Annotated in this window: 14 protein-coding genes; 6 read left to right on the top strand and 8 right to left on the bottom strand. The window is 63.2% G+C overall.

The features are described 5' to 3' along the window. Positions 1–71 precede the first annotated feature (71 nt). The 6 genes from EN943_RS27760 to EN943_RS27735 are packed head-to-tail and all read left to right on the top strand — an operon-like array spanning position 72 to position 4424. Entirely contained in the window at positions 72–806 is a 735-nt protein-coding gene (locus tag EN943_RS27760; protein ID WP_127415439.1) for a GntR family transcriptional regulator, read from the top strand. Further along, on the top strand, positions 803–1285 hold the full coding sequence (locus tag EN943_RS27755) for a DUF3830 family protein (RefSeq protein ID WP_127415438.1): 483 nt from the start codon (positions 803–805) through the stop codon (positions 1283–1285). Before EN943_RS27760 ends, EN943_RS27755 begins: the two co-directional genes overlap by 4 nt. Before the next feature lies 1 nt (position 1286). Next, positions 1287–1640, top strand: coding sequence for a TIGR04076 family protein (locus EN943_RS27750; RefSeq protein ID WP_127415437.1), 354 nt, complete (start codon positions 1287–1289; stop codon positions 1638–1640). After that, entirely contained in the window at positions 1637–2692 is a 1056-nt protein-coding gene (locus EN943_RS27745; RefSeq protein ID WP_127415436.1) for an aldo/keto reductase, read from the top strand. Before EN943_RS27750 ends, EN943_RS27745 begins: the two co-directional genes overlap by 4 nt. Then, positions 2689–3117, top strand: coding sequence for a hypothetical protein (locus EN943_RS27740; protein WP_127415435.1), 429 nt, complete (start codon positions 2689–2691; stop codon positions 3115–3117). The genes EN943_RS27745 and EN943_RS27740 overlap by 4 nt, the downstream gene beginning before the upstream one ends. A gap of 47 nt (positions 3118–3164) precedes the next feature. After that, positions 3165–4424, top strand: coding sequence for an ABC transporter substrate-binding protein (locus EN943_RS27735; protein ID WP_127415434.1), 1260 nt, complete (start codon positions 3165–3167; stop codon positions 4422–4424). 91 nt (positions 4425–4515) lie between these two features. Here EN943_RS27735 and EN943_RS27730 read toward each other — a convergent pair whose 3' ends face one another. The 8 genes from EN943_RS27730 to EN943_RS27695 all read right to left on the bottom strand — a co-directional run bounded on the left by EN943_RS27730 (position 4516) and on the right by EN943_RS27695 (position 12777). Further along, positions 4516–5316 carry an ABC transporter permease gene (locus EN943_RS27730; RefSeq protein ID WP_127415433.1) on the bottom strand — a complete coding sequence of 267 codons (801 nt, stop codon included), beginning with the start codon at positions 5314–5316 and terminating at the stop codon, positions 4516–4518. Next, positions 5313–6185, bottom strand: a complete 873-nt coding sequence (locus EN943_RS27725) for an ABC transporter permease (RefSeq protein ID WP_127415432.1) — start codon at positions 6183–6185, stop codon at positions 5313–5315. The genes EN943_RS27730 and EN943_RS27725 overlap by 4 nt, the downstream gene beginning before the upstream one ends. Beyond that, positions 6182–7285, bottom strand: a complete 1104-nt coding sequence (locus tag EN943_RS27720) for an ABC transporter ATP-binding protein (RefSeq protein WP_127415431.1) — start codon at positions 7283–7285, stop codon at positions 6182–6184. The genes EN943_RS27725 and EN943_RS27720 overlap by 4 nt, the downstream gene beginning before the upstream one ends. A 77-nt stretch (positions 7286–7362) precedes the next feature. Further along, positions 7363–8388 carry an ABC transporter substrate-binding protein gene (locus tag EN943_RS27715; RefSeq protein WP_027036137.1) on the bottom strand — a complete coding sequence of 342 codons (1026 nt, stop codon included), beginning with the start codon at positions 8386–8388 and terminating at the stop codon, positions 7363–7365. A gap of 52 nt (positions 8389–8440) precedes the next feature. Further along, on the bottom strand, positions 8441–9439 hold the full coding sequence (gene araD1, locus EN943_RS27710; protein WP_127415430.1) for an AraD1 family protein: 999 nt from the start codon (positions 9437–9439) through the stop codon (positions 8441–8443). Positions 9440–9473: 34 nt separating this feature from the next. Next, positions 9474–10250, bottom strand: a complete 777-nt coding sequence (locus tag EN943_RS27705; protein ID WP_127415429.1) for an SDR family oxidoreductase — start codon at positions 10248–10250, stop codon at positions 9474–9476. Positions 10251–10261: 11 nt separating this feature from the next. Beyond that, positions 10262–11989 carry an IlvD/Edd family dehydratase gene (locus EN943_RS27700; RefSeq protein ID WP_127415428.1) on the bottom strand — a complete coding sequence of 576 codons (1728 nt, stop codon included), beginning with the start codon at positions 11987–11989 and terminating at the stop codon, positions 10262–10264. Further along, positions 11986–12777 (bottom strand): FadR/GntR family transcriptional regulator, encoded by a 792-nt coding sequence (locus tag EN943_RS27695; protein WP_164778410.1) that lies wholly within the window; start codon positions 12775–12777, stop codon positions 11986–11988. The genes EN943_RS27700 and EN943_RS27695 overlap by 4 nt, the downstream gene beginning before the upstream one ends. Between the last annotated feature and the right edge of the window lie 64 nt (positions 12778–12841).

Here is a 12841-nt window from a genome sequence, read left to right as displayed (position 1 = left end):
CACTTGCTTTGATCACGGTATTCGGCTTTAATTTCATCTGCAAGCCGAAAACCGGCCAAGAACGGAATTCCATGCAAAAGGCTGCCATCGAGAAGAACAACGAGGCAATCGCCGCCCAACTGGCGCCGGTAGGCCGCGAAACGGTGCAGGACCGCGTCTATTCCGAATTGCGTCGCGCCCTGATCGGCGGCCTGTTCGAGCCGAGCCAGGTGCTGACCATCCGTGGCCTGGCTGACGCCTTGGTCACCTCGACCATGCCGGTGCGCGAGGCGCTCGGCCGGCTGATCACGGAAAAGGCGCTGGAGGCGCTGCCCAACCGTTCGGTGCGCGTACCGCCGATCACGCTGGAACGTCTCGACGATCTCTTGCGCGCCCGCATCCTGATCGAGGGTGAGGCCATTGCGCTTGCAGCCGCCCGCATGGGCCCGCGCCAGATCGCCACCATCGAAACCATTCTGGCCGAATGGGACGAGATGCGGGCGCTGAAACACAAGAAGGACGTCGATCGCGAAGTGACGCTCAACCAGAGCTTTCACTTCGAGATCTACCGCTCCTGCGGCTCGGCGGTGCTGATCCCGATGATCGAGAGCCTGTGGCTGCAGTCAGGCCCCTGCATTCGTGTCGCCATCTACGCCTTCTCGGAAGCCGGCGAGGTCGACACCGCCCAGTATCACCGCCGCATCGTCACGGCGCTGTCCACGCAGGATGCGCAGGCGGCGCGCGAGTCGCTGGTCGCCGACATCAGCCGACCCTTCACCTTCCTGCGCAGCAAGCTGCAGGTTGCCGCCGCGAAAGACCAGACATGACCGCGATCAAGATCACCGAGCCGCGCTCGCAGCTTTCCGTCACCGCGCTGCTGCTGCCCGAGAAGGCGCCGGAAAACGTAGCCTTCCTCTCGGCCTATCTCGGCACGCCACGCGTGGTTCCGGGTATCCATGCGATGTGGACGGGACCAGAAATCTCCTGTCCGGTTCCATCGGCCGACCTCGAGGGCCAGGCCTATGCAAAACCGTTGCCGGCGGAGAACGCGACGCTGAACCCGCAGCCGGGCGATATCGTGCTGTCCTATGTGCCGCCACGCATGTGGGGCGGCAATCCCAATGCGATTTTCGACATCGGCCTCTATTACGGACAGGGCGCGCGGCTCCTGTTCCCGATCGGCTGGCTGGCCGGCAGCGTGGTGGCGCAGGTGCGTGCCGAAGAGCGCGATCGGTTCGCCGCCGCTTGCGGTGTCATCCGGCGCAACGGCGCCTGCGACGTCACCTTCAGCCTGGTGGGGGCCTGACATGGCCGACGACAGTTTCGAGCTGTTCGATCTTCGCGTCGAGGCGGTCATCCCCGAGGGAGAACCAATCTATTGCGGCGCCAAGGCCGGCGACTATTTCGAGCTCAAGGGCGAGATGCTGTCGATGCCGGCAGGGCAGGGTTTTTCAATCTATTCGCTCGCCGCCGTGTTGCCGCTGCTGGCGGCCAAGCAGCGCCCGACCCATCCGAACGACTGGATGACATCGGACGCCGAGATCGCTTGTCCCGATCCCAATTGCGCCAGCCGGCTGCGGATCGTCAGGGTGGCCAAGCGGCGGTTCAGCCACGCCGAAACCACGGCCGTGCCGCTGCCGAAAGAGGATGAGTTGAGATGAGTGCCAAGACCTTCGAACTCGGCTCTGGCTATACCATCTCGCGCGTCATCCGCGGCGGCTGGCAGCTGGCCGGCGGCCACGGCGCCATCGACCGCAGCCAGGCGGTGGCCGACCTGATCGCCACCTTCGATGCCGGCATCTGGACCTATGATTGCGCCGACATCTACACCGGCGTCGAGGAGTTGATCGGTGCCGCGCGCCTGCGGCTGGCCAGCGAGCGCGGTCTCGACGTTGCGGCCAGGATGAAGGTGCACACCAAGCTGGTGCCCGACCTCGAACGGCTGGCCAGCATCAGCCGCGACTACATCAGGGGCATCGTCGACCAGTCGCTGCGGCGGCTGAAGAGCGAGCGGCTCGATCTCGTTCAGTTCCACTGGTGGGACTATGACCAGCCTCGCTATGTCGAGGCGATGGGCTGGCTCGACGAGCTTCGGCTGGAAGGCAAGGTGCGCAATCTCGGCACCACCAATTTCGATACGCCGCGGCTGGCCGAAATCCTCGCCGCCGGCATCCCGCTGGTCAGCCAGCAACTGCAATATTCCGTGCTCGACCAGCGACCGGGTAACAGCCTGGCGGCACTCGCAAAACAGAACGGCGTCAGCTTCCTCTGCTACGGCTCCGTCGCCGGCGGCTTCCTCAGCGACAGATGGCTCGGTGCGGCCGAGCCCGCCACGCCGCTCGAAAACCGTTCGCTGGTCAAATACAAACTGATCATCGATGATTTCGGTGGCTGGGAGCTGTTCCAGCACCTGCTTCAGGCGCTGAAGGCCGTTGGCGACCGCCACGGCGTCGACATCGCCACCATCGCAAGTGCCTGGGTGCTGCAGCAGCCGCAAGTGGCGGCCGTGATTGTCGGTGCCCGCAACCAGGCGCATGCACTGGCCAATGCCAAAATCATGGATGTCGCGCTTGACGCCGAGGATCGGGCGCGGATTGCTGCCATCATCGCGCGAAGTCCTGGCGTCGAGGGCGATGTCTACACGCTGGAGCGCGACCGCCACGGCCGCCACGGTTCGATCATGCACTACAACCTCAATGCGGGGAAGAAATGAGCAGCGAGCCCTCCCTGTTTTCACGCGCCAGCGCCGAAATCATCGACCTGCATCGCTTCTTCGTCGACTGGTTCGTCGGCGCGCGCGCCAACACAGTGGATTTCGGCCGCTTCGAACGCGCCATGGGCAAGGATCTCAGCATGGTGGCACCGGACGGGCAGGTCCTCGATCGGGAAGCGGTCGTCGACCATGTCCGCTCAAGCCGGGCCTCTTGCGACGACGGTTTTGCCATTTCGATCGAGGACATCCGGCCCGGCTGGCAGAACGCCGATACCATCGTCGTCCTTTATGTCGAAGCGCAGCTGCGCGCAGGCAAGCACAGCCGCCGCCAGTCCAGTGCCGTCTTCACCACCAGTTCATCGGCGCCCAACGGCGTCGAATGGCGACATCTGCATGAGACCTGGCTGCAGGTGCCGGAACGCTGAATAGGCTCCAGAATTCAATACAGTCGAGTAACGAAAGGGGAACAACAATGACAAAGATGATATTCCAACTCACCACAGCACTGGCCCTCGTCACGATGGCAGGTGCCGCGCAAGCCGCAGATTGCAAGATCACCGTCGGCCTCGTCATGGAGCTGACCGGCCCGGCCGGCGAATACGGCCAGGCCGGCGCCAAGTCGGTCGAGATGGCTTTCCGTGACATCAACGCCGCCGGCGGCGTGCGCGGCTGCGATCTCGCCACCGACACGCGCGACAGCCAGAGCCAGGGCAATATCGCCGTCGACGCCGCCACCCAGCTGGTTCAGGTCAAGAAGGTGCCGGTCATCATCGGCGGCATCATCTCCTCGGTGTCGATCCCGATCCTGACCTCGGTCACAGCACCGGCCAAGATCGTCCAGGTCTCGCCGGCTTCGTCATCGCCGACGCTGACTGCGCTCGGCCGCGACGGCAAGACCAACGGCATCTTCTTCCGCACCATCACCTCGGATGCGCTGCAGGGCGTTGCCGCCGCCAAATACGCCATCGACAAGGGTTTCAAGAAGCTGTCGATCATCCACGTCAACAACGATTTCGGCGTCAACATGGTGGCCGAATTCTCGCGGGCCTACAAAGCGCTCGGCGGCACCATCGTCTCCGACACGCCTTACAATGAAAAGCAGTCGAGCTATGCCTCGGAAGTCACGGCGGCAATGGCCGGCGAACCGGACAGTCTCTACCTCGTCAGCACGCCGGTCGACGGCGCAACGGTCGCCCGTACCTGGATCTCGCAGGGCGGCGTGCAGAAATTCCTCCTCAATGACGGCATGAACAGCCCTGATTTCATCGAGTCGGTCGGCGCCGATTATCTGAAGGAAGCCTACGGCACCTCTTCCGGCACCAGCCCGACCGCTTCGACAGAGTACTTCACCAAGAACTACAAGGAATTCTCCGGCATCGAACCGACCAATCCGGCGGCCGACCGTTCCTATGACGCCGGCGCCATCGTTGGTTTGGCCATCGCCATTGCCGGTTCGGAGGATCCGGCCAAGATCAAGGACGCGATGTACAAGGCCGTCGATCCGGCCGGCACGCCGATCTTTGCCGGCAAGGAAGAGTTCGCCAAGGCGCTCGGCCTGATCAAGGACGGCAAGCCGATCCGCTATGAAGGCGTCATCGGTCCGGTCGCCTTCGACAAATATGGCGACATCACCGGCCCATTCCGGCTGTGGAAGATCGTCGACGGCAAGGTGGCAACCGACGGTGAAATGACCACCGACGATGTCAACGCCTTGCAAGCCAAGCTTCAGTAAGCATCATTCCGTTTTGTCCGGCATCGATTGAGTCAGCATCGATGCCGGACCAAGACTATGGCTGCTTCATTGCTGCGCTCTTGCCCGACACTCAGGTCCGTTCCGTCGCGACCTGCCTGGGGATGAGAAAACGGGCGGCGAGCACGCAGAGCAGCACGGTGAACATCAGGATCAGCGCTACCAGCGCATTGATGTCAGGTGAGAAGCCAAGTCGCATCATTGCCCACAGCCTGACCGGGAGCGTACTTTGCGTGCCGGTGACCAGGATAGTGATCATCGTCTCGTCGAACGACAGCGCGAAGGCCAGGATGGCGCCGCCGACCATCGCGCTCGACAGGTTCGGCAGGATGATACGCCAGAACGTCTGCCAGCCCGTGGCACCGAGATCGTAGGACGCTTCGACCAGCGTGCGGCTCATCGACTGCAGCCGCATCAGCACCGTGCGGTAGACGATCGCCAGCACGAAAACCGTATGCCCGATGACGACCGTCAGCAGCGAGCGTTCGAGGCCGATTTCGCGGAAGAAGATCAGCAGCGCCAGGCCGCTGATGATCGGCGGCATCAGGAACGGCAGGAAGATGATGAACTGCAGCACCGAGCGTCCGGAACGGCGCCCATGATAATAGAGCGCCAGCAGCGTTCCGCTGACCACCGACAGGATGACGGTGCAGACGCCGACGATCAGCGTGGTGCGCAGAGCGACCAGTATGTCGTGGTTTTCAGCCAGCGCCACATAGGTCGACAGGGTCGGCGACGACCAGTCGACGGAGCCATGCGAAATGGTGAAGAACGACGACACAATCGGCACGAACAGCGGGCTGTAGAGCAGGATCGCAACCAGTGTCGTGATCGCGGCCAGAAAGATCGTGGACAGTCGGGGCAGGGCGCTCATACCGAAATCCCCCGGTTGCGGCCAAAGCGTTCGCCGACGAGGATTGCGGCGATCACCACGATTGCCAGCGCCACCGACAGCGCCGCGCCGAACGGCCAGTTATAGGCCGTGCCGAACTGGCTGTAGAGGATGCGGCCGAAGGTGAAGCCGCTGATCCCGCCGACCATCTGCGGCGTCAGGAAATCGCCGATCGCCAGCACGAAGACGAAACTCGCCGCCGAAGCGACGCCGGGCAGGCTGAGCGGCAAGGTGATGCGCAGGAAGGTCTGCAAGCCGCTCGCGCCGAGATCGTCGGATGCGCGCAGCAGCACCTGCGGAATCCGCTCCAGCGACAGGAAGATCGGCAGTATGGCGAAGGGGATCAGGAGCAGGGTCAGCGTCAAAAGGATGGCGTTCATGTTGAACACGAAAAGCGTCGACGGTTCCTGCAGGATACCGAGCGCCACCAGTGCCTTGTTGAGGAAACCGTTAAGCCCGAGGATGCTGCGGATCGCATAGATCTTGATGACGTAGCTCATCAGCAGCGGCACCAGCAGCAGCATCAGCAAGGCATAGCGCCAGCGGCCTTTCAGCGTCGTCAGGAAGTAGGCTGCGGGATAGGCAAGCAGGATGCAGATGATGGCCACCGAGACGCACAGAACGATGGTGTTCCAGAACACCGGCAGAAAGACCGGATCGGTGAAGAACCTGATATAGTTGCCCAGTGATAGCCCGTAGACGATCGTGCCCTGGTCGACGCTGAAGAAGCTGTAGCCGAGGAAGATCGCCAGCGGCACCAGGACGAAGACCACCGGCAAGGCAAACGCCAGCACCGTCACCAGCAGCGACAACCGTCTTTCCGCAGGCAGCGTCGATCCGGCTTCGCTCATGCCAGCACCAGATGACCTTCATGCGGCGCAAACGAAAGCGATACAGCCTCGCCGGATTTGAGCGCGCTGCCGTCGACGCGGCTCGGCACGCGCAGTCGCAAGCGTTGCGCGGCATTGTCGGCGCCGGCCATGATGGTGGCGACGGTCGACGAGCCGCCAAAAGCCATGTCGGAGATCGTGCCGGAAAAACGGTTGTCGGTGTCCTTTGCATCCGCAAGATGCAAGGCCTCTGGTCTGAATGTGGCGTAAGCGCTGGCGCCATCCGTTGCGGCCTTCAAATGCGGCTGGTCGCTGATCGAACAGATGAGGCGCCCGAGCGCCGTCTCGATCGATCGCAGCTCGCCCTGGATCGGTCCGAGTTTCCCAGCCACCAGATTGTTCTCGCCGAAGAAACGCGCAACGAACTCGCAATTCGGTCTGTAGTAAAGGTCGTGCGGCGTGCCGAGCTGGCGGATATGGCCGGCCTCCATGACACAGATCCGATCGGCCATGCCGATGGCTTCTTCCTGGTCATGGGTGACGAACAGGAAGGTGGTCTTGATTTCGCGCTGGATGGATTTCAGGAACACCTGCATCTGCCGGCGCAGTTCGAGGTCGAGCGCCGCCAGCGGCTCATCGAGCAGGATCAGGCGCGGCTGGCAGATCAGCGCACGGGCAAGCGCGACGCGCTGGCGCTGGCCGCCGGAGAGCTGCGCGGGAAAGCGGTCGGCGAAACGCCCAAGCTGGACGAGCTCCAGCGCCTCCGCGACACGGCGCGCGATTTCCTTGCGCTGGATATGGCGAACCGAAAGCCCGTAGCCGACATTGCCTGAAACGGTCAGGTGCGGGAACAGCGCATAGTCCTGGAACACGGTGTTGAACGGACGCCGGTTGATCGGCATGCGGCTGATGTCTTGCCCATCCAGGCGGATCTCGCCCGACGTCAGCGGTTCCAGCCCGCCGATCAGCCGCAGCACCGTGGTCTTGCCGGAGCCGGATGGTCCAAGAACGGTGAGGAACTCACCGTCCCGGATCGACAGGTCGATGTCGTGCAGCACGGGGACCGTGCCGTAGGATTTCGAGACGGACCGCAGCGTCAAGAGGTCGGTGTTCTGGTTCATGAAATACTCTCGCATACGCTTCGGCGGTCCGGAACCTCCGGACCGCCGGGTCCTTCGAAGGATAGTGTGCGGAAAGATCAGGGCGTGGCCTTGACCTCGTTCCACATGTCCGACCGCTTGAGCGGGTCCTCGACATTGTTGAGCCAGACCAGCTTGTCGTTGCCGCCGGCACTGCCGGTTTCCGTCACCGTGTTGCCGAAGCCGGTGCGCTCGGAAAGCTCGCCGCCGACCTTCTTGCTCAGCATGAAGTCGATCCATTTCTCGGCTGCCGCATTGTCACGAACACCCTTGGAAATGACCCAGTTGTCGAGCCAGGCAAGCGCGCCCTCGCTTGGATTGACGTAGGCGACATGGGCGCCGATCTTTTGCAGCGCCTTGACTTGCTGCTGGCCGTAATTGGCCCAGATCAGGGCCACGTCATTGTTCTGGTAGATCTGCTGCGCCTCGTCGGCGGTGGTGTAGAAGCTCAGCACGTTGCGCTTGAGTTCGACCAGCTTGGCCTTGACCGCCGCCATCTGCTCTTCGTTGAGGTTGAACGGATCCTTGTAGCCGAGCGTCAGTGCGGTGAACGAGAAATTGTGCTCACCATTGTCATAGGCCAGCACCTTGCCCTTGTAGGCGGGGTCCCACAGAACCGACATCGAGGTCGGCGCCGGCTTGACCTTATCGGTGTCGTAGATCAGGCCGATGGAGTCGAAGCAGAACGGAATGCCGTAGACCTTGCCGTCTTTGGTCACGCCGCTGACCGCCGTCAGATCGCGGAAGCGCGGCAGCACTTCTTTCTGGTTGGCGAGCTTCGTGACGTCGATCGGCGACACCAGGTCGGCCTTGATGTAGCGCTGCAACTGGGCGGTGTTGACGGCGAAGACGTCGAAGTCCTGGCCTTCGCTGCCCTTGATCTTGGCCCAGATCTCGTCGTCGCTGCCGATGAAGACGACATCGACGCCGATGCCGGTTGCGGCGGTGAAGTCCTTGACCCAGTCGGCATCGGCGTAGCCGTCCCAGGCCAGTACCCGAAGGTTCGCGGCGAGCGCCGCCGATGTCATCAAGCCGATGCCGAGCCCGATTGTTGCTAGTTTCAGAAACGCTTTCTTCAGTCCCATTTTTAATCTCCCATTGTCGTTCTGGTGGACCGTAATTTTCGGGCCTGCGCCGTCACAGCTGGGTAACAGCGACCAGTCCCTCGTCCGGCACCGACACCATCCGGTTGCGCAGTGGCTTGCCGAATGTCTGTGCCTGGATTTCATACTCGTCGCCGGAGGCCGTCTTGACGCCGGAGGCGTAGCTCATCACCGCGGCGCCGAAGAAATAGGCGTGCAGGTCGCCCGCCCTACGGTGCATCGGGTAGCGGAAATGGAAGTGTTCGAGATTGGCGATCGAGTGCGACATGTGCGCTTCACCCGACAGGAACTCCTGCTCCCAGATGACAGTGCCGTCGCGCAGGATGCGCGAATGGCCGCGCACTTCTTCGGGCAGGTCGCCGATCAGCAGTTCCGGACCGATCGAGCAGGAGCGAAGCTTGGAATGGGCGAGATAAAGGTAGTTCTCGCCCTCCGTCACGTGGTCTGAATATTCGTTGCCGAGCGCATAGCCGATGCGATAGGGGCGGCCGTCAGGCCCATTGACGTAAAGCCCCACGATCTCGGCTTCCTCTGCACCGGCTTTCGCGAATGCCGGCATCGGCAGCGGCGCGCCGGGCGGCACAACGCAGGTGCCGACACCCTTGAAGAACCACTCCGGCTGGATGCCGATCTTGCCGGCGCCAGGCTTGCCGCCCTCCAGCCCCATGCGGAAGATTTTCAAGGAATCGGATTCGTCGGCACCGTCGCCATGGGTCAGGACATGCATCTGGTTGCGTGCGGCGGCACTTCCCGTATGGGTCAGGCCCGTGCCGGTGACCAGGAAGCGCGCCGGTTCCGGATGGTCGACCGGAGCGAGCACCTGGCCATCGCGCAACAGTTGGTCGTAGTCGATTTTCGCCGTGCCGGTTCGCTTCTCGACCAGCGCTGCGATCGACGTGCCCTGGGCAATTGCCGCTTCGGCGAGTTCCAGCACGCTGCCGGTCTTATCGAGCGCGTGCAGGTGATTGCCGTCGTCGGAGACGCGGCCGACCCCTCTGCTGCCGTCGGCCATTCTGAACTGAACAAGACGCATGAATACTAACCTTCTTCCCTTGGAGCCGTAGGGGTCATACCCACCCCGCATCGACGATGAACTGCTGGCTCGTGCACATGCGGCTGTCGTCGGCGGCGAGGAACAGCGCCATGCGCGCGATATCGGAGGGTTGCAGCCGGTCGGGCAGGCACTGCCTTTCCGCGATCTGGCGTTCGCCGGCCGGGTTCAGCCACAGCCGCATCTGGCGCTCTGTCATCACCCATCCCGGCACCATGCAGTTGACGCGGATGCGTTCGGGGCCGAGTTCGCGGGCCAGCGCCCGCGTCATGCCATAAACAGCTGCTTTCGCGGTGACATAGGCCGGGCAATCCGCATCGCCGACCATCCAGGTGATGGAGCCGAAATTGATGATCGAGCCGCCACCCAGCGCGCTCATCTGCGGACGCACCGCCTGCGCCGCGAAGAATTGCTGGCGCAAATTGACCGCCATGCGGTCGTCCCAGTAGGCGACCGTCACGTCCTTGGTCTGGTGGCGGTCGTCATTGCCGGCATTGTTGCACAGGACCTGGATAGGGCCGTTGAGCTGCATCGCCTGCAGGGTTGCCGCCTGCAACTCTTCAACGTTGCGCAGGTCGCAGGGAATGAACAGCGGCGCGGCATGTCCCTCGGCCGCAACCGCGTCGACCAGACGCCGTGAAGGTTCCTCGGCCATGTCGACGAAGGCGACGCGGCTGCCTTGCGCGCAGAAATGGCGCACCAGGCTTTCGCCGATGCCACTGCCGCCGCCGGTTATGAAGACGCTGCGGCCCTTGAGGCTTGGATAGATCGCGTAGCCGTTTTCATCCGTCATCGCGCGCCTCTCTAGTGCGAATGCCGAGGAATGCCGGCATCGCGCCGACCGACGAGAAAGTCGAAATCGCAGCCCTTGTCGGCCTGCAGCACGCGCTCGACATAAAGGCTCTGATAGCCGCCTTCCGGCGACGCCGGCGGCTTCCAGTCACGACGGCGGATTGCGAGCTCCTCATCCGATACCAACAGCTCCAGCCGCCGGCCGGCGACGTCGAGCTCGATGAGGTCGCCGTCGCGCACCAGCGCCAGCGCGCCACCTGCGGCTGCTTCCGGTGCCACATGCAGAACCACGGTGCCGTAGGCCGTGCCGCTCATGCGCGCGTCCGAAATGCGCACCATATCGGAGACGCCTTGCTTCAGCAGTTTCGCCGGCAGCGGCATGTTGCCGACCTCGGCCATTCCGGGATAACCGCGCGGCCCGCAGTTCTTCAGCACCATCACCGAGGAGGCGTCGATATCCAGCTCCGGATCGTCGATGCGCGCGTAGTAGTGCTCGATGTTCTCAAACACCACCGCCTTGCCGCGATGCTGCATCAGCGCGGGCGTTGCCGCCGACGGCTTGATGACCGCCCCGTCAGGCGCCAGATTGCCGCGCAGGATCGAGATGCCGCCTTCCTTGGTCAGCGGCTCGCTCAGCGGCCGGATCACTTCGCTGTTGTAGTTGGGCGCGCCGTCGATCAGTTCACCGATCGTCTTGGCGCTGACGGTCATGGCGTCGCGATGAAGAAGCCCCACTTCATCAAGCGACGCCATGACCGCAGCTAGCCCCCCGGCGTAGTAGAAATCTTCCATCAGGAACCGGCCCGACGGCATCAGGTCGACAATGGTTGGAACGTCACGACCAAGGCGGTCCCAGTCGTCCAGGCTGAGATCGACGCCGACCCGGTTGGCGATGGCGATCAGATGCAGCACCGCGTTGGTCGAGCCGCCGATCGCGCCATTGACGCGAATGGCGTTCTCGAACGCCTCTTTGGTAAGGATCTGCGCGATCGTCACGTCCCTGCGGACCAGATCGACGATCTGGCGTCCGGCCATCTGGGCGAGCACGCCACGGCGCGAATCCACCGCGGGGATCGCGGCGTTGTCCGGCATGCCGATGCCGAGCGCTTCGACCATGCTGGCCATGGTCGAAGCCGTGCCCATCGTCATGCAGCTGCCCGCCGATCGGCTCTGGCCCTGCTCTGCGGCGAGGAAGTCGGCGACAGGCATCCGGCCGGCCTTCACTTCCTCAGCGAATTTCCAGACATGCGTGCCCGAGCCGATATCCTGTCCGCGGAACTTGCCGTTGAGCATCGGCCCGCCGGAAACAGCGATGGTCGGCAGATTGCACGATGCGGCACCCATCAGCAGCGCCGGTGTGGTCTTGTCGCAACCGACCAGCAGGATGACGCCATCGATCGGATTGCCGCGGATAGACTCTTCGACATCCATGCTGACCAGATTGCGAAACAGCATGGCGGTGGGGCGCATGTTGCTCTCGCCCAGCGACATCACCGGGAATTCGAGCGGCAGGCCACCGGCTTCATAGACGCCGCGTTTGACGTGATCGGCCAGCGCCCGCAGATGGGCATTGCATGGGGTCAGTTCCGACCAGGTGTTGCAGATTCCGATCACCGGGCGGCCGTCGAAAGCGTCGGCGGGGATGCCCTGGTTCTTCATCCAGCTGCGATGCATGAAGGCGTTTTTGCCTTCGCCGCCGAACCAGGCCTCGGACCGCAGTTTGCGTTTGGTGTCGGTCACGATGTCTGTTCCCGATCCTGGCGGCGCTTGTTGCGGTTTTCGACGCTGCGGCGCACGTCTTCCTCGGCATTGTCGATGAGCACCAACAGCGCCTTCTGCGCGCCGGCCGCGTCGCCCGATGCAATCTTCTCAGCCACTTCCCGATGCAGCGGCAAAGAATGGCGCTGCCCGTCCGGATTGTCGTTGGAAAGGCGAAAGCTCATCACCAGTGCGGTTTCGACCAGTGCCGCCAGCGAGCCGATCAGTTCATTGCCGGTCATGCGCAGGATGGTCTGGTGGAACAGGAGGTCGGGCTTGGCGAAACGATCGCCGTCGTCGACGACCGCTTCCATTTCGGCCAGCGCGGCATTGATCTCGGCAATCTGCGCCGGCGTTGCGCGTTGGGCCGCGAGTGCGGCCGACATCGGCTCGATGGCCCGGCGCAGCTCGAACAGCGCCCGGACATCGTCGGCGCTGACGCCGCTGGCGTAGCGCCATGACAGGACGTCCGGATCGAGGAAATTCCAGTCGGAGCGGGGACGCACTCTTGTGCCGGTCTTCGGCCGCGATTCGACCAGCCCCTTGCCGGCCAGAACCTTGATCGCCTCGCGCAGCACCGTGCGGCTGACCCCCAGCATCTCGCTGGAATCGTCGGCATTGGGCAGCGCCTCGCCGGGCAGGAAATCGCCTTGCACGATGCGCAATCCGATCTGCTCGACGACAGTCGCATGCAGAGCGGTGGAGCCGCTGGAGACCGCCACCGCGATCCTCGACGTTCGCGCCGTGCTGAAAGATTTCTTATTCTTCATACTATTCATATGATATGTCTTATCGGCATTGCGATTGGAGTCAAGGGATGGGGGAGTGCCGATG

Origin of the sequence: Mesorhizobium sp. M7A.F.Ca.US.006.01.1.1, assembly GCF_003997935.1 — a bacterium.
Taxonomy (GTDB): Bacteria; Pseudomonadota; Alphaproteobacteria; order Rhizobiales; family Rhizobiaceae; genus Mesorhizobium.
This window is presented reverse-complemented; position numbering and strand designations above follow the sequence as displayed.

Excerpts from the sequence above, each read along its gene's own strand:
- EN943_RS27760 (WP_127415439.1), top strand. The coding sequence starts at position 72 with ATGCAAAAGGCTGCCATCGAGAAGAACAACGAGGCAATCGCCGCCCAA.
- EN943_RS27755 (WP_127415438.1), top strand. The coding sequence starts at position 803 with ATGACCGCGATCAAGATCACCGAGCCGCGCTCGCAGCTTTCCGTCACC.
- EN943_RS27750 (WP_127415437.1), top strand. The coding sequence starts at position 1,287 with ATGGCCGACGACAGTTTCGAGCTGTTCGATCTTCGCGTCGAGGCGGTC.
- EN943_RS27745 (WP_127415436.1), top strand. The coding sequence starts at position 1,637 with ATGAGTGCCAAGACCTTCGAACTCGGCTCTGGCTATACCATCTCGCGC.
- EN943_RS27740 (WP_127415435.1), top strand. The coding sequence starts at position 2,689 with ATGAGCAGCGAGCCCTCCCTGTTTTCACGCGCCAGCGCCGAAATCATC.
- EN943_RS27735 (WP_127415434.1), top strand. The coding sequence starts at position 3,165 with ATGACAAAGATGATATTCCAACTCACCACAGCACTGGCCCTCGTCACG.
- EN943_RS27730 (WP_127415433.1), bottom strand. The coding sequence starts at position 5,316 with ATGAGCGCCCTGCCCCGACTGTCCACGATCTTTCTGGCCGCGATCACG.
- EN943_RS27725 (WP_127415432.1), bottom strand. The coding sequence starts at position 6,185 with ATGAGCGAAGCCGGATCGACGCTGCCTGCGGAAAGACGGTTGTCGCTG.
- EN943_RS27720 (WP_127415431.1), bottom strand. The coding sequence starts at position 7,285 with ATGAACCAGAACACCGACCTCTTGACGCTGCGGTCCGTCTCGAAATCC.
- EN943_RS27715 (WP_027036137.1), bottom strand. The coding sequence starts at position 8,388 with ATGGGACTGAAGAAAGCGTTTCTGAAACTAGCAACAATCGGGCTCGGC.
- araD1 (WP_127415430.1), bottom strand. The coding sequence starts at position 9,439 with ATGCGTCTTGTTCAGTTCAGAATGGCCGACGGCAGCAGAGGGGTCGGC.
- EN943_RS27705 (WP_127415429.1), bottom strand. The coding sequence starts at position 10,250 with ATGACGGATGAAAACGGCTACGCGATCTATCCAAGCCTCAAGGGCCGC.
- EN943_RS27695 (WP_164778410.1), bottom strand. The coding sequence starts at position 12,777 with ATGAAGAATAAGAAATCTTTCAGCACGGCGCGAACGTCGAGGATCGCG.